The organism is Streptomyces sp. NPDC058619 (assembly GCF_042717785.1).
Lineage (GTDB): Bacteria > Actinomycetota > Actinomycetes > Streptomycetales > Streptomycetaceae > Streptomyces.
Genome location: NZ_JBHXQN010000030.1, coordinates 45,454 through 64,179 on the forward strand (window position 1 = coordinate 45,454; position 18,726 = coordinate 64,179).

20 protein-coding genes are annotated in these 18,726 nt (G+C 75.4%); 10 read left to right on the forward strand and 10 right to left on the reverse strand.

From position 1 onward, the window contains the following. Positions 1–4: 4 nt before the first annotated feature. Both tap and ACFWTC_RS25795 read right to left on the reverse strand, forming a co-directional pair. Positions 5–2,245 (reverse strand): telomere-associated protein Tap, encoded by a 2,241-nt coding sequence (gene tap, locus ACFWTC_RS25790; protein WP_384028585.1) that lies wholly within the window; start codon positions 2,243–2,245, stop codon positions 5–7. 324 nt (positions 2,246–2,569) lie between these two features. After that, entirely contained in the window at positions 2,570–3,037 is a 468-nt protein-coding gene (locus ACFWTC_RS25795; protein ID WP_384028583.1) for a hypothetical protein, read from the reverse strand. Between the two features lie 274 nt (positions 3,038–3,311). On the opposite strand from ACFWTC_RS25795, the gene ACFWTC_RS25800 reads away from it, so the two are divergent. Next, positions 3,312–4,085 (forward strand): response regulator, encoded by a 774-nt coding sequence (locus ACFWTC_RS25800; protein ID WP_384028581.1) that lies wholly within the window; start codon positions 3,312–3,314, stop codon positions 4,083–4,085. A gap of 369 nt (positions 4,086–4,454) precedes the next feature. Then, positions 4,455–5,060, forward strand: a complete 606-nt coding sequence (locus ACFWTC_RS25805) for a hypothetical protein (RefSeq protein WP_383928798.1) — start codon at positions 4,455–4,457, stop codon at positions 5,058–5,060. A gap of 133 nt (positions 5,061–5,193) precedes the next feature. On the opposite strand, the gene ACFWTC_RS25810 is transcribed toward ACFWTC_RS25805, so the two are convergent. Together ACFWTC_RS25810 and ACFWTC_RS25815 are read right to left on the reverse strand one after the other, a co-directional pair. Beyond that, the gene (locus ACFWTC_RS25810; RefSeq protein WP_383928795.1) at positions 5,194–5,544 is read right to left on the reverse strand and encodes a PadR family transcriptional regulator; all 351 of its coding nucleotides are present in this window, start codon (positions 5,542–5,544) and stop codon (positions 5,194–5,196) included. Between the two features lie 137 nt (positions 5,545–5,681). Next, positions 5,682–5,882, reverse strand: a complete 201-nt coding sequence (locus ACFWTC_RS25815; protein ID WP_383928793.1) for a serine protease inhibitor — start codon at positions 5,880–5,882, stop codon at positions 5,682–5,684. A 161-nt stretch (positions 5,883–6,043) separates the two neighbouring features. On the opposite strand from ACFWTC_RS25815, the gene ACFWTC_RS25820 reads away from it, so the two are divergent. Further along, positions 6,044–6,847, forward strand: a complete 804-nt coding sequence (locus ACFWTC_RS25820; protein WP_384028579.1) for a GNAT family N-acetyltransferase — start codon at positions 6,044–6,046, stop codon at positions 6,845–6,847. A 52-nt stretch (positions 6,848–6,899) separates the two neighbouring features. Here ACFWTC_RS25820 and ACFWTC_RS25825 read toward each other — a convergent pair whose 3' ends face one another. Together ACFWTC_RS25825 and ACFWTC_RS25830 are read right to left on the reverse strand one after the other, a co-directional pair. Continuing rightward, complete coding sequence (locus tag ACFWTC_RS25825) at positions 6,900–7,274, reverse strand: DUF6415 family natural product biosynthesis protein (protein WP_383928789.1); 375 nt, start codon at positions 7,272–7,274, stop codon at positions 6,900–6,902. 27 nt (positions 7,275–7,301) lie between these two features. After that, positions 7,302–7,934 (reverse strand): TetR-like C-terminal domain-containing protein, encoded by a 633-nt coding sequence (locus ACFWTC_RS25830; protein WP_384074655.1) that lies wholly within the window; start codon positions 7,932–7,934, stop codon positions 7,302–7,304. Between the two features lie 62 nt (positions 7,935–7,996). On the opposite strand from ACFWTC_RS25830, the gene ACFWTC_RS25835 reads away from it, so the two are divergent. Next, complete coding sequence (locus ACFWTC_RS25835) at positions 7,997–8,254, forward strand: hypothetical protein (protein WP_383928786.1); 258 nt, start codon at positions 7,997–7,999, stop codon at positions 8,252–8,254. Positions 8,255–8,382: 128 nt separating this feature from the next. Here the strand turns inward: ACFWTC_RS25835 and ACFWTC_RS25840 are convergent, their stop codons facing one another. Both ACFWTC_RS25840 and ACFWTC_RS25845 read right to left on the reverse strand, forming a co-directional pair. Then, entirely contained in the window at positions 8,383–9,474 is a 1,092-nt protein-coding gene (locus ACFWTC_RS25840; RefSeq protein ID WP_383928784.1) for a CU044_5270 family protein, read from the reverse strand. Then, complete coding sequence (locus ACFWTC_RS25845; protein WP_383928781.1) at positions 9,471–10,175, reverse strand: RNA polymerase sigma factor; 705 nt, start codon at positions 10,173–10,175, stop codon at positions 9,471–9,473. The genes ACFWTC_RS25840 and ACFWTC_RS25845 overlap by 4 nt, the downstream gene beginning before the upstream one ends. A 117-nt stretch (positions 10,176–10,292) precedes the next feature. Between ACFWTC_RS25845 and thpR the strand changes: the two genes are divergently transcribed. The 3 genes from thpR to ACFWTC_RS25860 all read left to right on the forward strand — a co-directional run bounded on the left by thpR (position 10,293) and on the right by ACFWTC_RS25860 (position 13,898). Next, positions 10,293–10,877, forward strand: coding sequence for an RNA 2',3'-cyclic phosphodiesterase (thpR, locus tag ACFWTC_RS25850; RefSeq protein WP_383928779.1), 585 nt, complete (start codon positions 10,293–10,295; stop codon positions 10,875–10,877). Positions 10,878–11,475: 598 nt separating this feature from the next. Next, complete coding sequence (gene argG / locus ACFWTC_RS25855; protein WP_384028577.1) at positions 11,476–12,921, forward strand: argininosuccinate synthase; 1,446 nt, start codon at positions 11,476–11,478, stop codon at positions 12,919–12,921. 476 nt (positions 12,922–13,397) lie between these two features. Beyond that, positions 13,398–13,898 (forward strand): hypothetical protein, encoded by a 501-nt coding sequence (locus tag ACFWTC_RS25860; RefSeq protein ID WP_383928773.1) that lies wholly within the window; start codon positions 13,398–13,400, stop codon positions 13,896–13,898. Between the two features lie 535 nt (positions 13,899–14,433). Here ACFWTC_RS25860 and ACFWTC_RS25865 read toward each other — a convergent pair. Continuing rightward, positions 14,434–14,952: a carboxymuconolactone decarboxylase family protein gene (locus ACFWTC_RS25865; RefSeq protein ID WP_383928770.1), complete on the reverse strand. Its 519-nt coding sequence runs from the start codon at positions 14,950–14,952 to the stop codon at positions 14,434–14,436. Between the two features lie 328 nt (positions 14,953–15,280). Between ACFWTC_RS25865 and ACFWTC_RS25870 the strand changes: the two genes are divergently transcribed. Then, positions 15,281–15,445: a hypothetical protein gene (locus ACFWTC_RS25870; protein WP_384074658.1), complete on the forward strand. Its 165-nt coding sequence runs from the start codon at positions 15,281–15,283 to the stop codon at positions 15,443–15,445. Positions 15,446–15,587: 142 nt separating this feature from the next. Continuing rightward, positions 15,588–17,048: an MFS transporter gene (locus ACFWTC_RS25875; RefSeq protein ID WP_384028575.1), complete on the forward strand. Its 1,461-nt coding sequence runs from the start codon at positions 15,588–15,590 to the stop codon at positions 17,046–17,048. Between the two features lie 9 nt (positions 17,049–17,057). On the opposite strand, the gene ACFWTC_RS25880 is transcribed toward ACFWTC_RS25875, so the two are convergent. Beyond that, on the reverse strand, positions 17,058–17,561 hold the full coding sequence (locus ACFWTC_RS25880) for a hypothetical protein (protein ID WP_384028573.1): 504 nt from the start codon (positions 17,559–17,561) through the stop codon (positions 17,058–17,060). 240 nt (positions 17,562–17,801) lie between these two features. On the opposite strand from ACFWTC_RS25880, the gene ACFWTC_RS25885 reads away from it, so the two are divergent. Then, positions 17,802–18,509 carry an antibiotic biosynthesis monooxygenase gene (locus ACFWTC_RS25885; protein WP_384028571.1) on the forward strand — a complete coding sequence of 236 codons (708 nt, stop codon included), beginning with the start codon at positions 17,802–17,804 and terminating at the stop codon, positions 18,507–18,509. The last annotated feature ends 217 nt before the right edge of the window (positions 18,510–18,726 follow it).

The window sequence follows — 18,726 nt, forward strand, 5'->3', positions numbered from 1 at the left end:
GTCCCTACTCTCCGTTGTCGTGGTCGGTGACGGCGCCGTCCTTGATGTAGCGGGCGAGGTTGAGGTCCGGGGCCTGGAACCGTTCGCGTACGCCCTCGCCCCACAGGACGCTCTGGGTGCCCTCGTGCTTGACCAGGCCGGGGTTCACTCCGAGTTTGAAGCCGCCCGGCAGCGGCTTCCCGTCCCGGTAGGGCAGGAAGTCCAGCGGGGACGGGCCGTCGGAGGAGTAGACGGCGCAGTCGGAGAGGATCGCGACCGGGTACTGCCCGGTGGACGCGGCGTGCTTGACGATCTTGCGGTGCATGTTGGTCCGGGTGCGGGAGATGACCGCCGCGCGGATGTCGGGCCGCCAGGTGGGCCGGGACAGTGCCCGCCAGGGCCGGCCGGGCCGCCAGTCCTCGCCGCGGGGGCGCTCGCGGAGCTTGCCCAGGCCGCCCTTGACCGTGGCCTTCACCGCCGAGACGACGATCGCCAGCTCGGGGTCGCGGTCGCGGTAGCCGTCCATCGCCGCCAGGAACTCCTCCGGCGGCAGGTCTGCGCCGACGCCGAGGTCGGCCATCGTGGCGAGGTAGGCGTCGCGCAGGCGGTTGTACCAGTCGTCCAGGTAGCGGCCGTTGTCGTGGTGGACGTACGCCTCGGAGGGTGCGACGTCGTAGCCGAGCTCCACCGCGTACGCGACGGTCGGTGTCGCGTACCAGGCCGGGCCGGTCGGGTGGTCGCCCTTCGGTGTGAACGGGCTCGGGAGCAGGCTGCCGTCCAGCTCCACCCACGTGTCCCTGCCCTGCTTCACCTTCGACAGGTCGACGTGGGAGAGGTCGACCAGCCAGGAGCCGGGCAGTTTCGGGTCGAACGTCGGCGCGGTGACGTGCCGGGGGGCGTCGAGGCCGACGAGCAGGCTGTTCGCTCCGGCGGCGAAGGCCATGTTCACGTCGATGCCGACCAGGTGGGAGCGCATGCACTCGGCGTCGGTGAGCGGGCGGGCCCAGTCGTACGCCTCCTCGAAGAGCTTCTCGGCGGGGCCGCGGACGTGGAAGCGGGGCAGGTCCGCCAGGAGGGGGTGTCCGTCGGGGGCCTCGCAGGGCGCGCAGTCGACGGGGTCCTTCCCCAGGGAGCCGGGGTTGTGCTCGGAGTGCCGCTTGCCGTCGGCGTCGGGTTCGGTGGCGCGGGTCGGCGGGACCAGGGCGGTCATCAGCTCCAGGCCGGTGACGGCGGTGGAGCCGCGCGGGGTCGTCACCCGGGACGCGTACACGCCCAGGACCCGGGCCAGTTCCGCGGGCGGGAGCTGAGCGGCGGCGCCCCAGTGGCGGGTGTCGAGGGCCTGCCAGGAGGGGATGCACAGCTGGACGCAGGCCCGCTCCGAGCCGGTCGCGGGGCGGTAGATCCGCGCCCACGGGCCGAGCCCGCGCTTCGTCAGCTGCCACTGCGCGCGGGCCAGTTGCCTGACGGCCTTGTGGTCCTCCGGGATCCGCCCGGCGTGCCGTTCCTCCTCGGTGAGGGTGGTGGGCAGGCCGTAGCGCTCCAGCGCGGCCCCGGTGAGCACGAGGAGCGGGTCGGCCGGCCTGCCCGGCCCGGAGAGCTTCGGATGCCCGAGCCGGGCCAGGCCGAGGGTCCATTCCACCAGGGCCGGAAGGGACGCGGCGGGGACCTCCAGGACCTGTCCGCCGGTGCAGTGCGCTACGACCCGGCCGTCCTCGACGTCGACGACCGCGAGCGGCCCGTTGTCGAACCGCTGCTCGGACGCCTCCGGCGCGGCGGCCGGGGCCGCCCCCCGCGCGCCCGGGCCCGGGCGTTGCGGCCTCGACGACGGCTTGGCGGCGGGGGCCGGGGCGGGGGCGGGGGCGGGGGCGGGGGCACGCTCGGGCTCCGGCGTGCGTGTCGCCGCTTCCGCCGGGGCGGGGGCGGGTTCGGGCGTGCGTGTCGCCGCTTCCGCCGGGGCGGGGGCGGGTTCGGGTTTGGCGGCCGGTACCGGATCGGCGGACGGGGCGGGTTCGGGTTCGGCGGCCGGGACGGGGTAGAGCTCGGCGAGCTGCCGCAGCAGCCGCGCGTACGCCTCGCGCTCCGGCGGGCGGGGCTCGGTCCGGCCGGACTCCCAGGCGCTGACCGTGGCCCGGCGCACGCCCAGTGCGGTGGCCACCTCGTCGATCGTCAGGCCGTGCGCGGCCCGCAGGCGCTTGCGCTCCGCCGGCGGCGGCAGGGGCGAGCGGGATGCGACCAGCGCGTCGACCGCGTCGAACAGCTTGGACATGGAGACCTCCTGCCTCGCACACTATCCAACGGAACGCACATTCAGCGTGCATGGAGCGTGCGGTGTCCGTACGCACGGCGTTCTCCGGGGGCGAGTCCCACCTGCGGACTCCGGGCGAAACGCGGCCCGGCCCCGCCCGGAACAGGGAAGCCGCCCGATCCGGTGCGGCCCCCTCAGGAGCGGGGCGCGCTCAGGGTGAGTGGTGGTTCCAGTCCAGGCGCAGTACGGCGAGGTCGTCGGAGTGGCGGCCGGCGTTCAGGGCGTGGGCTTCCTCGATGAGGCTGTCGGTGTGGGCGGCGGGGTCGGTCTGCGGGAGCCGCTCGATCAGGGCGAGGAGCCCTTCGACTCCGAGGCGGCCGGTGCCGTTGCCGTTGAACCCCTCGGTGAGCCGTCGGTGTAGAGGGTCAGGGCTCCGGCCGGCGGGAGCGGTATCTCCGTGGCGGGCCCGGCAGGTCGTCCCGGGACGATGCCGAGGGCGATCCCGTGTGCGATCCCGTGTGCGGCGGGCACTTCGCGGGTGCCCTCCCGTGTGGTGAGGAGGGGGTCGTGGCGGCCGGCGAGGTGGACGTCCGGCAGGTGCAGGTCGAGCAGGACGCAGTCGATCGCGCGGGTGGTGAGTTCGGTGCGGGCGTCGGCGAGGCTGGTGCGGGTGGTGAGTTCGAAGCGCAGGCCGGTGTCGTGGAGGAGCTCGTCGACGAGCAGGGCGTCGCCCCGGTCGTCCTCGACGAGGAGGATGCGGTACAGCGGGCCGGGCGGGCCGGCGGCGGGGGCGGTGGTCGTGGTCGTGGTCACGGCGCGGGTTCCGTGCCGGGCCTGGTCGCTTCCGCGTAGGGCGGACGGGCCGGTGGCCGCGGGGAGGGCCAGTACGGTGAGGGCCAGGGCCACTCCCGGCCGGCGCCGGGTCGTCCAAAAGGAGGGCTGCCGCGTGCGGGGCCGTCTTTCGCCGCCGGTCATCGTCTGAGCCCCTCCGCTGTGACGGCCGTCTTCAGGACGGCGCAGCGCTCACTCTCAAGGGGTGGCGACAACCCTTGTTGTCGTGGGCGGGTCATGGGCCTAAGGTGCGGGTATGCCTGGCAAGAACTTCGTATTGCGGACCACCCCGCCGCAGACGGCCGCGGTCGCGGACGCGGCGGTCGGCAGTCTCGCGCGGCGCCTTGCCCTCGAGTTGCTCGAAGACCCCGCGCAGCCCTCCGCGAACGATCCCGCGGCGGCCCTGTCCCTGCTCCACGTGCTGGACCAGCTCCAGCAGGCCGCCGAGCGGCTCCAGCGGGACGCGGCCGGGGCCGCGGCCCGTGCGGGCGCGGGGTATCCGCAGATCGGCGCCGCCTGCGGGATGACCCGTCAGGGTGCCCGGCAGCGGTGGCCGGGGCTGTTCAACCACACCGACGAAGCACCCGCGGAGCACCCGATGACGACCGAGCCCGCCCGGCCCTTCGACGTCCTGCTGGTCGAGGACGACATCGCCGACGCCATGCTCATCGAGGAGGCCCTCTCCGAGCGCGGGGCCCGCAACCTGGTCCAGGTCACCGACGGAGTCGCCGCGCTGGAGCACCTGCGCGCCCCCGGGAGCGTGCGCCCCGACCTGATCGTGCTCGACCTCAACATGCCGCGGATGAGCGGGCGGGACCTGCTCAAGGTCCTCAAGAGCGACGAGAGCCTGCAAACCATCCCGGTGGTCGTGCTCACCACGTCCGCGGCGCCGGACGACGTCGCGGGCGCGTACAGCAGCCACGCCAACGCCTACGTGACCAAGCCGGTCAACCTGGAGGAGTTCGAGCAGGCCGTGCAGAGCATCGACGCCTTCTACCTCGACACCGCCGCGCACCCCCCGCGCACCTGAGGCACGGCCCGCCGCCGCGCCCGGGGGACGGGCGCGGCGGCGGGTGTCGGGGGGTGCGGGTGGTGTCAGGGGGTGGGCGGGGTCCAGTCGGCGGGGAGGCCGGACTGGTCGAGGACGGCGGCCAGGCTGTAGTGGTCCCGGGCTTGCTCGGCCGCGCCCCCGCCCGGTCCCACCGGCCGCCGTGGCCGCATCCCCGCCCGGCCCGCCGGCCGCCGTGGCCGTCCGTCCGTCGTCCGGTCCTCGCGTCGCGGACGTTTGCCCGCGGGGGCCGGTGGAAGAGTCGGACGTACGGTCGACCGGGCGCCGCCGGTCTCACGCCCGGCGGCGCCCGGCCCTCCTCGACGCCATGACCCGAACGGGAGCCCGCTGATGCGCCTGTACGCCCAGACCCCCGCACGTCGCAACCGCCAGGTGCTCGGGGACCTGATCGCCCTGGTCCTGATGGCCGCCGCGGTGTGGTTCGCCCTCGCCGTCCGCGATGCGATCATGCTGCTGGCCGAGCCGGGGCGGAGGGTCGAGAGGTCGGGTGACAGCCTCGCCGCCGCACTGGGCGACGCCGGTGACGCGGCCTCGGACGTACCGCTCGTCGGCGGCCTCCTGGAGAAGCCGCTGCGGTCCGCGGCCGACGCCGGTACCGGGTTCGCCGACGCCGGGCAGTCGCTCCAGCACACCGTCGACCAGGTCGCCACGCTCACCACCACGGCCCTGATCGTCGTCCCGGTGGCCGTCGTCCTGCTGCTGTGGCTTCCTCCGCGGCTGCGCTGGATCCGGCGCAGCACCACCGTCCGGCGCCTCCTCGACGCGCCCGGGGGCACCGACCTGCTCGCCCTGCGCGCCCTCACCGGCCCGCTGCGCGACCTCGCCGCGCTCCCGGCCCCTGCGGGCGGCCTCGCCGGCGCCTGGCGCCGGGGGGACCGGCAGGTGATCGCCGACCTCTCCGCGGTCGCGGTCAGGCGGGCGGGCCTGCGGCCCTGACGGGCCTCGGGGGTCCTCGCCGCTGTCCGCGCAGTGCTGCGCGACCTCGTCCAGCACCGTGTCGGTGGTGGCGGCGTCCACCGAGCGTGCGGCCAGGGCGAGTCGGACCCGCGCGTTCCACCGGGTGGCGGGGTCACTCATGGGTCTCCTCCGCGCGGGGGGACAGGAGTCGGGCCATGGCGTCGGAGAACTGCAGCCAGCCGGCGGTCTCCTGCCGCAGCCGGGCCCGGCCGGCGTCGGTGAGCCGGTAGACCTTGCGGCCCGGCCCGCCCTCCCCCGGTTCCCACCGGGCCTCCACCGTCCCGTCGGCCTCCAGCCGGCCGAGCACCGGGTACAGCGCGCCGCCGCGGACGGTGCCGAAACCCCGCGCGGCCAGCTCCTGGACCAGTGCGTAGCCGTGCCGGTCGCCCTCGGCGAGCACACCGGCGAGGGCGAGGGGCAGCACCCCGCGCAGCCAGCCGGCCATCGACTCCGTACCGGCCATCCGAAAGCCATCCCCGTTCTCTGCTCCCGGAACCCGACCAGTTCGTTCTCAGACTAGTGTGACGCGCGTCTGCTCCGCGTCAACAGCCTTCAGGCGGAGGCTGCTTGACCGGCGGGGCAGGCGGGGCGCGGCGGGGGTCAGCCGATGCGCGGCGCCCGGGTGACGCGGTCGTCGGCGTCGGTGAAGACGCGGACGCGGTCCTCCCGGAAGTCCATCGTCACCAGGGAGCCGTCCGCGACGACCGGGACCTGGACGATGTCCGGGTTGGTGCGGCGGATCACCGCGACCGCCTCGTCCGCCGTGCGTCCCACCAGCTCGGGCCACTGCTCTGCGGGCATGTGCTCGTCCTCCTTCGGTCCGGGTGACCGTCTCCCCCACCCCCTACCCGTCCGGCAGGGGGCAAACGGGAGCGGCCGGGCCGGACGCCTGCCGGGACGCACCGCCCGGAGCCCGCCGGGGCCGGTCCGGGGCCGGTTCGGGGCCGCCGTAGGCTGGGCGGGTGACCCTGCGCAGCCTTCACGACCGATCCGCCCTGGCCGACCGCTTCGGGCGCGACCCGGCGATGCACCTGATGGAACTCGGCGACCTCGACGACCTGCTGTGGCCGCACACCAGTTGGTACACGGTGTCGGACGGCGGCCCGGTCGCCCTGCTGTACGCGGTCGGCGACATCCCGACCCTGCTCGCCTTCGCCCGCCCCGGGGAGGCCGCCGGGCTGGAGGAGCTGGCCGAGGCGCTGCTGCCGGTCCTGCCCCGGCGCTTCTTCGGCCACCTCACCGGAGCGGCCGGCAAGGTGCTGGAGTCGGCGTACGCGGTCAGGCCGCACGGCACCCTGGTGCGGATGGCGCTCACCGACCCCGGCCGGGCCGCCCGGCACCCGGACGGCCCGTGGCGGCCCGCCCCGCTGGACCGGAGCGATCTGCCGGAGCTGCTGGCCCTGTTCGAGCAGGCGTACCCGGGCAACTGGTTCGACCACCGGATGCTCGACACCGGCCAGTACGTGGGCGCGCGGCAGGACGGGCGGCTCGTCGCCGTCGCGGGCGTGCACGTCTACTCGGCCGCCTACCGGGTCGCCGCGATCGGGAACGTCGCCACGCACCCCGGGGTGCGCGGGCAGGGCGCGGGCGGGGCCTGTGTCGCGGAGCTGTGCCGGCGGCTCGGGAGGAACGTGGACCACATCGGGCTGAACGTGCGGGCGGACAACGCCACGGCCGTCGACCTCTACCGCAGGCTCGGGTTCTCGGAGGTCACCGAGTTCGCCGAGGCCACCTTCACGGCGCTCCCGCAGCCGCCGACCGGCTGAGCGGCGCCCCGCGGTCGCCCGCGGGGCGGGCCCCGGCCGCGGGCCCGGCCGCTCACCGGGCGGGCGTCGGCCGGTCCGTGGCCAGGCCCAGGAAGAAGCGGCAGGTCCGGGCGAGTTCCTGGAGCTGCACGTACGCGGCGGGCCCGTCGTCGGGCAGTCCGTCGGCCAGGACGCGCCGGGTGTCCTCCAGGGTCGCGGTGTCCGGGCGCTGTCCGGGCCGGGCGGCCAGCGGCATGAGCAGGCCCAGGTGCCCGCTGAGCCACAGGAACCACAGGCGGCGCAGGGCGGCGGGGGGCAGGCCCTCGCTCGGCGCGAGGACGATCGTGATCGACTCGCCGATGACCGCGACGTCCAGCGGCGCCGCGGCGGCGGCGGGGTCGTCGGCGTCCCGTACGAGGAATGCGCCGGCCTTCGCGGATGCGCTCACGCGTGTCCTGTCCCTTCTCTCCACGGCTCACCGGTGGTCCCGGGGCGGTTCGCCCGCGGGGAGAAGTCTCGCGCGAATCCGCCGGCGGGAACGTGAAATGGGGCGAGAACGCACCACGGGGCATCTCGTGGGAGTAACGTCTACCCTCCCCCTCACCGCTTCGCCCTGCCCTCCCTGCGCCGCACGCCCGTACGGCGGGCGGCGCGGCGGGGTTCGGCGCCCGGCTCCGGGGCCGGGGCCGGGGTTCAGGTTGCGGGCCGCAGGCCGGCCAGCAGGACGTCCAGGCCCAGTTCCGTCGCCTCGGGCAGCGGGGTGTCGTCGATGAGCGGGGCGACCGCGAGGGTCCGCCAGGCCGTGGACGGTCGAGGAGGCGACCTGAGCGAGCCGGACGGGATCGCCCGGGCGCACGTCGCCCGTCTGCCGGCCTTCCGCGATCAGCCGGGCGACGGTCAGCAGGCTCTCGTGGCCGAGGTCGCGCGGCTCCGCGCTGGGGTCGTCGGCGTGTTCGGCGGTGAACATCAGGTCCAGCAGCACCGTGTGCCCGACCGCGAAGTCCACGTAGGACCGGCCCAGTTCGGCCAGTAGGGCCCCGACCGACCTGGCCGCCGACGGCCGGGGGGCGCTGGTCACCCTCGCCGGCACCGCAGCCTGCCAGCCCACCCCGTCGATGGCGCTCTACGGGGCGACCAGGGCCTCGTGAGACCCGGAGCTCCGCGCTGCGCGTGCTCGCCGTCTCCCCCGGGCCGACGGGCACCGAGTTCTTCGGCGGGGTCGGCAGCCGGGGCGCGGTCGTGGGCAGGCTCGCCACGGCGGGTCGGGTCGTCTCCGCGGCCCGCCGCGCCATCGGACGCGGCGCGACCCCGCCGAGCGTGGTCGCGGGCCTCGGCAACCGGGTCTCCGCGCTGGCCTCCCGGCTCGCCCCGCGCCGTCTCGCGCCGGCCCGCGCCGGCCGTCGTCGGCTGTCGTCGGCCGGGCCCTGAATGCCTGAGCCAGGTCCGGGCCCGGGCCGAGCCCGGCCTGAGCCCGGACCGGGGCCGGACCGAACCCCGGACCGGCACGGGGCCCGGACCGGCACGGGGCCCGGACCGGCACGGGGCCAGCGGGTCCGTCAGCCCCCGTTCGACGGGGTCTGCCTGATGCCGTCGACGACGGCCCGGTGCGTGATCGCGCTGGTGAAGGTGATCGTGCCGGGCGGGATCACGGCCCCCGCTCCGGCGTCCGCGGCCGCGGCGACCTGGACGGTGCGCCGTCCGAGGAAGACGTGGGTCGTCCTGTCGAAGATCCACTCCTCCCGCTGTCCGCTGTTCCCGTCCAGCCGGGCGACGCCCACGCCGTGCCGGCCCAGCGCGTCCACCACGCCCTGCACGACGACGACGCCGGGGATCTTCGCGGCGGCCCGGAACAGGGCCGGGTACAGCTGCGCGGGCGGGTAGCTCTCGCCCAGCAGGTCGCCGATGGTGGTGAAGGCCTGCTGGTCGGGTGAGGTCCCCTTCCCTTTGGTCTCCCTGTAGATCTTCGCGAGCAGTTCGTCGGGGTCGGTGGTCAGCGTGTCCAGGTAGTCGTACGACGGGGTGTTCAGGGTGGCCACCGGCGGCCGGCCGTGCTCGTCGGGCAGGCTCAGCGTCTCTCCCCCGGAGCCGGGGTTGCTGGCCGGGTCGATCAGCCAGCCCCTGGTGCCGTCGGGGGAGTTCCACTTCTGGCGGCGGTGCAGCGCGTAGCTGGCCAGGGTGGTCTTGTCGCCGACCGTCTTCAGGAAGGTGTCCGAGGTCTGGGACTCGATGTAGAGGTACTGGCCGGGCCTGACGGCGGGGCGGGGCCCCTCGGCCGCCGCCAGCGAGATCCGGTCCAGGAGCTCCGGCACGCCCTGGGTGGTCGCGACGCCGACCGGGGTGGTCATGGCCGGTCCGGTGGCGAGGGCGCCGGGCCCCCCGGCGGGCAGGGCCAGTACGACCACGACCGCCCCGGCCACGGCGGCGGCCGCCAGGGGCAGGGTGATCGACGGGCGCGGCAGCCGAAAACGCCGCGCCCCGGCGGGTGTTGTCGTCTCCGTACGCTGTTCCTGCTGGATCCGGGCCATCAGACGCTCCTTGTGGAACTGGTGGCGGCCCGCCGGCAGGTCACGCGCCGTCCGGGACAGGAGCTGTGCGCTCTCGTCCGGTCCGGCCGGACCCTGCCCGGGCGTGTTCGCGTTCGCGTTCATCGGTTTCCTCCCTGCGCGGGCCGGACCACGGGTGTGTGGTCACCCCTTGTCTGTCGCCCGGGGCCGGCGCCTTCCCGTTTTCCGCGTACGTTCTTCGGCGCCGCACCGGCGCCGGCAGCGGCAGCCGCCCCGCCCGTCGCGTCCGGGCCGTCCGCACCGTCCGCCGCGAGCGCGCGCAGCTTCCTGCGCGCCCGGGACAGACGGGAGCCGACGGTGCCGACGGCGATCCCCAGCGCCCGCGCCGCGGACTCGTAGTCCAGGCCCTCCCCCAGGCACAGCGCCACCACCTCGCGCTCGGTCCGGCGCAGCGAGGCGAGGGCGGTCAGGGCGCGGGCGAGGCGGCGCCGGTCGTCGACCCGCCGGGCCACCTCCTCGGCGTGGTCGGGGACCGACAGCTCGGCCGCCGCGGCCGCGAGGGCCGCCGCCCGGTAGCGCCGGTTGCTCCGGTACTGGTTGCGCGCGGTGTTGGTGGCGATGCCCAGCAGCCACGGCCGCAGGGACCCGCCCTCGGGGTCGACCCGGTCGCGCAGCCGCCACGCCTCCATGAACGTCGCGGCCATCACGTCCTCGGCCGTCGACCAGTCGGCGGTCAGTCGGAAGGCGTGGTTGTAGACCGCGCGGGCATGGCTGTCGAACAGCTCCGCGAACGCGCTCGAATCCCCGGCCCGTATCCGGGTTCGCAATTGGGTGTTCACCTCCATGAGCTGTCCGGCACCGCACACCGCCTTCCCGTGACCTGCGACACACCGGGTGGACAGGCCGGCCGGGCAGCGGGGCCGGAGGTGACGGGGACCGCCCGGGCAGGGTACGAAGTCCTGGTGAACGAAGAGACCCAGGCCGCGACCGTCCGCGTCTTCATAGCGCTCGCCCCGCCCGACGACGCGAAGGAGGAGCTGGTGCGGGCGCTGCGCCCCGCCTACGACGCGTACCCGCAGCTGCGGTGGAACCGCGTCGAGGACTGGCACATCACGCTGGCGTTCCTCGGCGAGCTCCCGGCGGGAGCCGTGCCGCTGCTGCGGGCGCCGCTCGCGGACCTCGCGGCGGCGGGCCGTCCCGTACGGCTGGCGCTGCGCGGCGGCGGGCACTTCGACGAGCGGGTGCTGTGGAGCGGGATCGAGGGGGACGTCGAGGGGCTGCACCTGCTCGCCGCCGGGGTGCGCGGCGTGGTCAAGGAGTGCGGGATCGCCTTCGAGGACCGGCCGCTGCGCCCCCACCTGACGCTGGCCCGGGCGCGCCGGGGCGACCCGTCCGGCGCGGTGGAGGCCGCCGCGGGGCTCGCCGCGTTCGCCGGCCGCCGGTGGGAGGCCGCGCGCCTGCACCTGGTCGGCAGCAACATCGGCCGCGGCCCGGGGCCCATCCGCTACCGCGACATCGAGGCCTGGGACTTCGGCGGCGGGAGCTGACGGCCCCCCGCGGTCCCGCGACCGGGCCGGCGCAGACCGGGTCCGGGCCGGCACACCGGGCCCGGGCCGGCGCATCAGGCCGGCGCGGCGGGCGGCCTCGTCCTCCGCGGCCGTACCCGGGCGTCTGCCGGGCTTGGAGCGCAGGACGTAGCGGAAGGGGAGGCGGCGGGCACGCCGCCGAAGCGGGTGTCCCCGGCGAACCGCACCTGGTCCCGGGGGTGTTGCCGGGTCGCCTTCGGTCCGTCCCACCCCTCTTCGGGCGGCGGGAACGAGCAGTGGCTCTGGCCGTCGGGCCGCAGCAGCACGACGCGGCCGGAAAGTCTGCGGCAGCCGGATGTCCGGCACCCCGTTTGGCGCGGCGGAAACGGGAAACGCGGGTGTCAGCGGGCCGGCACGACAACCCCCCTGTCGCAGGCCCGCCCGGTGGAGCGCCGTACGCGCACGCCCCGTCCCCCCGGGCGCGCGTACGGCCCACCCTCCCCCTTACCGCTCCCCCGCCCCGCCCGCCTCCGTGGCGCCGCGGGGCTCTCTTGCGTCCGGCCGCGCGGGAAACCGGACCGGTTTTGCATGAACATACGCAGTCATGCATAATCTTCCTATGTCTAAGGTCCTCACCTCCCTTCCCGCCGGCGAGCGCGTCGGCATCGCCTTCTCAGGCGGCCTCGACACCTCGGTCGCGGTCGCGTGGATGCGCGACAAGGGCGCCGTCCCGTGCACCTACACCGCCGACATCGGCCAGTACGACGAGCCCGACATCGCCTCGGTGCCCGGCCGGGCGAAGGCGTACGGCGCCGAGATCGCGCGCCTGGTCGACTGCCGCGCGGCGCTGGTGGAGGAGGGCCTGGCCGCCCTCGCCTGCGGTGCGTTCCACGTCCGCTCGGGCGGTCGCGCCTACTTCAACACCACGCCGCTCGGCCGCGCCGTCACGGGCACCCTCCTGGTGCGGGCGATGCTCGAGGACGACGTGCAGATCTGGGGCGACGGCTCGACGTTCAAGGGCAACGACATCGAGCGGTTCTACCGCTACGGGCTGCTCGCCAACCCGCACCTGCGGATCTACAAGCCCTGGCTGGACGCGGACTTCGTGACCGAGCTCGGCGGCCGCAAGGAGATGTCGGAGTGGCTCCTGGCCCACGAGCTGCCCTACCGCGACAGCACGGAGAAGGCGTACTCCACCGACGCCAACCTGTGGGGCGCCACCCACGAGGCCAAGACGCTGGAGCACCTGAACACCGGTGTGGAGACCGTGGAGCCCATCATGGGCGTGCGGTTCTGGGACCCGTCGGTCGAGATCGCCACCGAGGACGTGACGATCGGCTTCGACCAGGGCCGCCCGGTGACGATCAACGGGAAGGCGTTCTCCTCCCCCGTCGACCTGGTGATGGAGGCGAACGCCATCGGCGGCCGCCACGGCCTGGGCATGTCGGACCAGATCGAGAACCGGATCATCGAGGCCAAGAGCCGCGGCATCTACGAGGCCCCCGGCATGGCCCTGCTGCACGCGGCGTACGAGCGGCTGGTCAACGCGATCCACAACGAGGACACCCTCGCGCAGTACCACAACGAGGGACGGCGCCTGGGCCGGCTGATGTACGAGGGCCGCTGGCTGGACCCGCAGGCGCTGATGGTCCGCGAGTCTCTGCAGCGCTGGGTCGGCGCGGCCGTCACCGGCGAGGTGACGCTGCGGCTGCGGCGCGGTGAGGACTACTCGATCCTCGACACCACGGGCCCGGCGTTCAGCTACCACCCGGACAAGCTGTCCATGGAGCGCACCGAGGACTCGGCGTTCGGCCCGGTGGACCGGATCGGCCAGCTCACCATGCGCAACCTCGACATCGCCGACTCCCGGGCCAAGCTGGAGCAGTACGCCGCGCTCGGCCTGATCGGCACCGGGCACCCCGCCATCGGCGCCGCCCAGGCGGCCGCGACCGGGCTGATCGGGACCCTGCAGGAGGGCGGCGCCGAGGCCATCGCCTCCCGCGGCGAGGTCTCGGACGACGACGTGATGCTGGACCGCGCGGCGATGGAGTCCGGCACCGACTGACGCCTCCCCACCGGCTCCTGCGGGAAAGGGCCGGCCGGGCGCCCGAGGGCGCCGGGCCGGCCCTTTCAGGCGCAGGACCCGCCGGCCGGCTCGCCGCCGCCGCCGCGCGGGCGGGCCGCCGCCCGGGGCCGGTGACGGCCGCTCACGCGGGCGGGGCCAGTTCTCGGCGCGGGCGGTGACGGTGAAACCGAGGCCGGCGAGGATGCGGGCGGTGCCCGCGTCCCAGGGGTTGGGGACGACGAAGGGCTCGGTACGGGCGTGCAGGTCCCGGAAGGCGACGCCGTGGCGGTGGCGCACGGCGGCCGCGCCGGCGGTGGTGGGGGCGGTGTCGGGTTTCATGCGGGCGGCTCCTCGCTGGTCCGTCGGCCGGTGGTCGGAGCGCTCCAACGCAGCGGCCGGGCCCGGCCGATCCGGCGGCCGCGGCCGGACGGTGTGGTTCCGCTGTCGCGGCGCGGCCGGCCCCTACGGTGAGGCGGGTGACGGAACACGCGGCGGACCCGAAGGCGGCCGCGGCCCAGCTCAAGGAACGCCTGTACGCGACGATCACCATGATCTCGGTGGTCATCGGACTGGCCGCCGGCAGCCACGTGGACGTCCTCGGCGCCGTGTCGACCGTGGCGACCGCGTCGCTGGGCCTGTGGCTCGCCGCGTTGGTCGCCGACCAGCAGGCGCACCGGGTGACGCACGGGGCCTTCGCGACGGGACGGGAACTGCGCGCGATGCTCTTCGTCAGCAGCCCCCTGCTGCTGTCCGCGGTGGGACCGCTGGTCCTGATCGGCGTCTCGGCCCTGGGCGCGATGGGCCTGGAGACCGCCCTGCTCACGGCGGCCGGCGTCAACGTCGCCACCCTGTTCGCGTGGGGGTGCTACGGCGGGCTGCGCATGGGCGGGGGAACGGCGTTCGCCCTGCTGGCCGGTGTGATCGACGCGGCGATCGGCACGGCGGTGGCGGTGGTGAAGGCCTCCGCCGGCCACTGAACCGGCCCGCGGCCTCCCCCGGGCCGTCCGGCGGTTCCTCGCGCTCCCCCGGGCCGTCCGGCGCTCCCGCGGCCTCCCCCACCTCGTCCGGCGGGTGCGCGTGCCCGCGCGCCCCGCTCAGAAGCCCCGGGCCGCCCGGCACGGCGAAGCCGGACTGCTCGCCGTCGGACTGCCGGAGCTGATGCTGATGCGGCTGTGTCTCCTGGCGCCGTGGTGGCGGGATGCTCCCGGACGGACGGCCGCGGAACTCCGGGCGGTCGCCGAGGCGTACCGGGAGGAGCTGTCCGACCTCGACGGGTGGCGCGACCGTGCGGCCCGGACGCTCGGCCTCGATCCGGCCGCGCTTCCGTCCGGGGCGGCGGTCCTGGCCCGGCTCGTGGAGCTCTCGCAGGGGCCCGTCGCAGCCACCTGTCTCGCAGTGGGGTACGAGGACGATCCCTCCGGTCCTCTGTTTGACGCTGTCCCCGGCCGTCCCCGACCAACCGGCCGGGCCCGAAACCGCCGGCCCGTGGCCCACACCGTGTCGGGGGCGGGGTCAGGTCCACTGTTCGGTCGGCTTGCGGCCGGGGAGCGGCTTGCCGATGACGGCCAGCGGGATGAAGAAGTTGACCTGGCCGATCGCGAGGGCGAGGGTGGCGAGCGCCTTGTCGTCGTAGTGCGCGGAGACCTCGGCGTACAGCGCGTCGGTGACCCGCTCCCCCTGCGCGGAGGGCTGGATGACGGCCTCCAGCAGGGCCAGCGCGGCCCGTTCGGGCCCGGTGAAGCAGGGCGCGTCCCGCCAGGAGGCCACCGCGGCGATACGCTCCTCGCTCTCGCCGGCCTTCCGCAGGCTGGTCGTGTGCATGATCGTCAGGTAGGTGTTGCCGACGATCTGCCCGGCCCGCAGCTGGATGAGGCCGATGGTGGTGCGGGGCACCGAGCGGTTGCCGGTGGCCCGGTAGAGGGCCGCGCCGATGTCGGCGAGCTCGGGGACCAGGAGCTGGGGGTCGGGCATCCGCGAGGCGGGGGCGGCCGGGGCGGCGGGGGCGGTCTGCGGGGTGGTGTGCGTGTCCATGACCGGGTTCCTCTCGGGTCCTTGGTGGTGCCTTCACTGCTCTGACGGACCGCGCCGGGGGAATGTGACCGGTCGGGCCGAAAACCTTTCCGCGGGTCCCGGGTGGGTCTCCGGGTGGGGCTGCGGGGGGTCATTCGCCGCTGCCGGTCGGCCGGCCGTGGCGCAGGAGGGTTGAGGCCATCATCCCGAGGAGCAGGGTCAGCAGGGCTCCGGTGAACGCCCGGTCGGCGAAGAGGAGGGTGAAGGCGGAGACGGCCGCGATCGCGGTCAGGGGGCCGGGCCCGGGTCGGAACTCGGCGAGCTGCTGTCGGAGTGGGCCCTGGGCGAGCTGGGGCTGGACCGGCTCCTGATCGAGGTCGACGAGGCGAACGCGGCCTCGCTGCGGGTTGCCGTGAAGTGCCGGTTCGAGCGGGTCGCCGGCCGTACCGGGCCGGACGCGGAGGGCGGCCGGCGTACGCCGGTCGTCTTCGCCCGCCGGGCGCCACGGCGGTAGGCGGCAACGGAGCCGCGCGGGCACCGGGGCGGGGCGGGGCAGGGGAGCACGCCGACCGGCCCGCCACTTTCATCCGTTTTGTGACGCAGTGGTAGGTTCCTGACCGTCAGTGACGTGTGAGGCTCCGCCAGGGAGTGCTGCTGTGGCATCTGTCGGGGCGTCCGCGCGCGGCGGGCTCGGCCGGAACCGTGGCGCGGCGACGCTCGCACTGCTGTCGTTCGCCATGCTGATCGTCTCGCTCGACCAGTACATCGTCGTCGTGGCGCTGCCCGACATCGCACGCGACCTGGGCTATTCCGCGCGGACGCTGCAGTCCGTGATCAGCGCCTACGCGGTGGCCTCCGCCGGATTCCTGCTGTTCGGCGGACGCGCCGCGGACCTCGTCGGGCGGCGCCGGGTGCTGGCCGCGGGCCTGGCCCTCTTCGCCGCGGCGGCGCTCGCGGGCGGGCTGGCCACCGGGCCCGGAGTGCTCCTCGCGGCCCGCGCGTTCCAGGGGCTCGGCGGGGCGCTGGTCTTCCCCACCACACTGGCGCTCATCAACGTCACGTTCGCCGAAGGGCGGCTGCGCAACCGTGCGCTGGGGATCTGGGGCGGTGCCGGTGCGGCCGGTCTGGTGATCGGCGTACTCCTCGGGGGGCTGCTGACGCACGCGTTCGGCTGGGAGGCCGTGTTCCTGGTCAACGTCGCCCTGGCGGGTCCGGCCCTGTTGCTGACGTTCGCGCTGATCCCCCGGGATCCGCCGCGCGACAGGGGACGCACGTTCGACCTGCCCGGTGCGCTCAGCGTCACCCTCGGGGTCACGCTGGTCGTGTTCGCACTGGTCCAGGGGCCGGAACTGGGCTGGCTCTCGCCGGGCATCCTCGGGAGCGCGGCGGCCGGTCTCCTGCTGCTGGGGGTGTTCGCGCTCGTCGGGCGGAGCAGCGGCGACCCGCTCGTGCCGCCCCGGCTGCTCGCCAACAACAGCCTCGTCACGAGCTTCGTCATCGCGTTCATGTTCATGGCGACGTTCGGCTCGGTTCTGTACTTCCTCTCGATCCACTTCCAGGAGGTCCTCGGCTACGACGCCCTGCGGACCGGCGCCGGCTTCCTGGTCCCGACGGCGGTCGTCGTCGCGGCGTCGGCGACGGCCGGGCGGCTGGTGACGCGGTTCGGCCTCAAGGCCACGCTGCTCGGCGCGCTGGCCACCGGCGCGGTCGGCGCCGTCCTGCTGGGCCGGGCGATCTCCCCGGACGGCTCGTACGCCTCGCTGTTGCCCGGGCTCGTCGCGCTCGGCATCGGCGACGGGATCGTGTTCACGGCCATGTTCATCGCCGCCGGAACCGGTGTGTCCGACCGCGAGCAGGGCATCGCCTCGGGGATCGCCGCCACCGGCTCGGGGATGGGAGCCGCGGTGGGCCTCGCCGTCCTGGTCCTCGTGGCGACGGCCGGCCTCGACGGCGCGACGGGAGAGCGGCTGCGCGACGGGACGGCGCACGGGGTCAGTACGGCCCTGTACGGGGTGGCGGCGGGGATCGCGGCCACCTTCGTCACCGCCCTGTTCCTGCGCGGCGGGACGGCCGGCGCGCACCCGGCGCCCGTACCGTGCCGGGGCCGGCGCTGCTGACGGCCCCGGTCAGGTGGCCCGGTCGGTGTCCGCTTCGCGGTGCATGCGGGCCCTGTCGGCGGCTGCCAGCAGCCGGGCGAGGGCGGGGCCCCGGGGGTGCTCCCAGCGTTCGGCGCGGGCGGGGAGGTCGTGGTCGTCGCCGGCCAGGAGGAGCGGGAGTACGGCCCGGAGCGCGGCCGGGGAGGCCAGCCGGTCCACGGGCAGGGGCTCGGCGAAGTCTGCGCCGCCCCACTCGTCGGTCAGGGCGGCGTAGCTCCAGCCGTCGACGGAGTTCCAGAACAGCAGCATGCCGTGCGGCCACTCCTCCGTGTCGAGCACGGGGGCGATGGTGACCGGGAGGCCGTCGCGCTCCACCGTCTTCGGGCCGGTGCGCCGGTAGGAGAATGCGGCCTCCAGGCGGCCCGCCTCCTCCTCCGCGGACCACTCGTCCGGCTCGTACGCGCCGCCGGGCCCGTCCATGGCGGCGACGGCCTCGGCGTAGGCGCGGTGCGGGAGCTCGGGCTGTGCGGGCACGGGGCTTCTCCTCAAGGGCCTGCGGGGGCGGTGGCGGGGCGGATGCGGGGCGGGCGGGGCGCGCTCTCGCGTGCGGCTGTCCGTCCGGTTCAACGCCCCCGCCCGGGGCCGGGGAGCGGCCGGGGCGCCGATTTCACCCTCGGGGGCCGGGCCGGTCCCCTTGACCTCGACCGTACTTGAGGGCGCAGGATCGGGGTGTCGTCCCGTCCTGCGGGCGCGTCCTACGGGAGGGAACCCATCGTGAAGTCCGCCGCCGTCCGGTCCGTCACCCGCCCCGACTTCGCCCGCACCGGAGTCGGCGCCGTCAAGGCGAGCACGTGGCGGGTGGGCACCCCCGAGCGGCAGCGGGCCGCCGTGGACGCCGTCAACGCGGCCTGGCAGAGCCGCAACTGGCCGGCCGAGGCCCTCCTGTCGTACACGGTGCTGGCCGGGACGGACGGCGACACCCTCTTCCACTACTCGCAGTGGGCGCAGGAGGCGGCGTACGAGGAGTTCTTCCGCACCGCGCGGGACGACCGCAACGCCGAGGTGGACGCGGCGGTGCCGGGCATCGTGCGGGTGGGCCTGGACGGCTACCGGCCCTACCGGTCGGTGGGCGCGGCGGACGCGACCCCCGGCTGCGTGGTCGTCGTCGAGGCCCGCTTCGACCCGGGCGCGGCGGACGCGGCGCGCGCGTTCGTCGACCTCGTCCTCGAAGCGCAGGCCACCGACCCGGCGCCGGCGGCCGGCATGCTCTCCGGCAACTTCCACCTCTCCGCGGACGGGACCCGCATGCTCAACTACGCCGAGTGGGAGGGCGAGCAGGACCTCGTGGCGGCGCTCGCCGCGCCCGGTCCCGGCGTCGGCTCCGACACCGCGCAGTGGCGCCGGGTGCTGGACTTCCCGGCCCTGGCCTCCAACGGGTTCCGCCGCTACGTCCCGGCCCTGACCCTGGTGCCGCGGCCGTAGGGCGCGCGGCGCGCTGTTTGGGCGGCGGCAGCCGGGTCATACGCGGGGTGCGGGAGACGGCGAGGAGCGGCGCGGTCCCCGCAGCGGCCCCAGCCGCGCGATGGCACCCCCCGTCATCACGCGGCTGGGGATCCGTCTGTTCCGGCCCCGGTGCGGCCGGCCCTGCCCCTGCCCCTGTGTCCGCCCCTGCCGGGCGCGACGTTCGCCAGGCCCCGTC

What these genes read in the sequence shown, in the direction of transcription:
- ACFWTC_RS25805 (WP_383928798.1), top strand. Translation starts at nt 4,455, where the DNA reads ATGCGCCTGTACGCCCAGACCCCCGCACGTCGCAACCGCCAGGTGCTC.
- ACFWTC_RS25810 (WP_383928795.1), bottom strand. Translation starts at nt 5,544, where the DNA reads ATGGCCGGTACGGAGTCGATGGCCGGCTGGCTGCGCGGGGTGCTGCCC.
- ACFWTC_RS25815 (WP_383928793.1), bottom strand. Translation starts at nt 5,882, where the DNA reads ATGCCCGCAGAGCAGTGGCCCGAGCTGGTGGGACGCACGGCGGACGAG.
- argG (WP_384028577.1), top strand. Translation starts at nt 11,476, where the DNA reads ATGTCTAAGGTCCTCACCTCCCTTCCCGCCGGCGAGCGCGTCGGCATC.
- ACFWTC_RS25840 (WP_383928784.1), bottom strand. Translation starts at nt 9,474, where the DNA reads ATGAACGCGAACGCGAACACGCCCGGGCAGGGTCCGGCCGGACCGGAC.
- tap (WP_384028585.1), bottom strand. Translation starts at nt 2,245, where the DNA reads ATGTCCAAGCTGTTCGACGCGGTCGACGCGCTGGTCGCATCCCGCTCG.
- ACFWTC_RS25845 (WP_383928781.1), bottom strand. Translation starts at nt 10,175, where the DNA reads ATGGAGGTGAACACCCAATTGCGAACCCGGATACGGGCCGGGGATTCG.
- ACFWTC_RS25865 (WP_383928770.1), bottom strand. Translation starts at nt 14,952, where the DNA reads ATGGACACGCACACCACCCCGCAGACCGCCCCCGCCGCCCCGGCCGCC.
- ACFWTC_RS25800 (WP_384028581.1), top strand. Translation starts at nt 3,312, where the DNA reads ATGCCTGGCAAGAACTTCGTATTGCGGACCACCCCGCCGCAGACGGCC.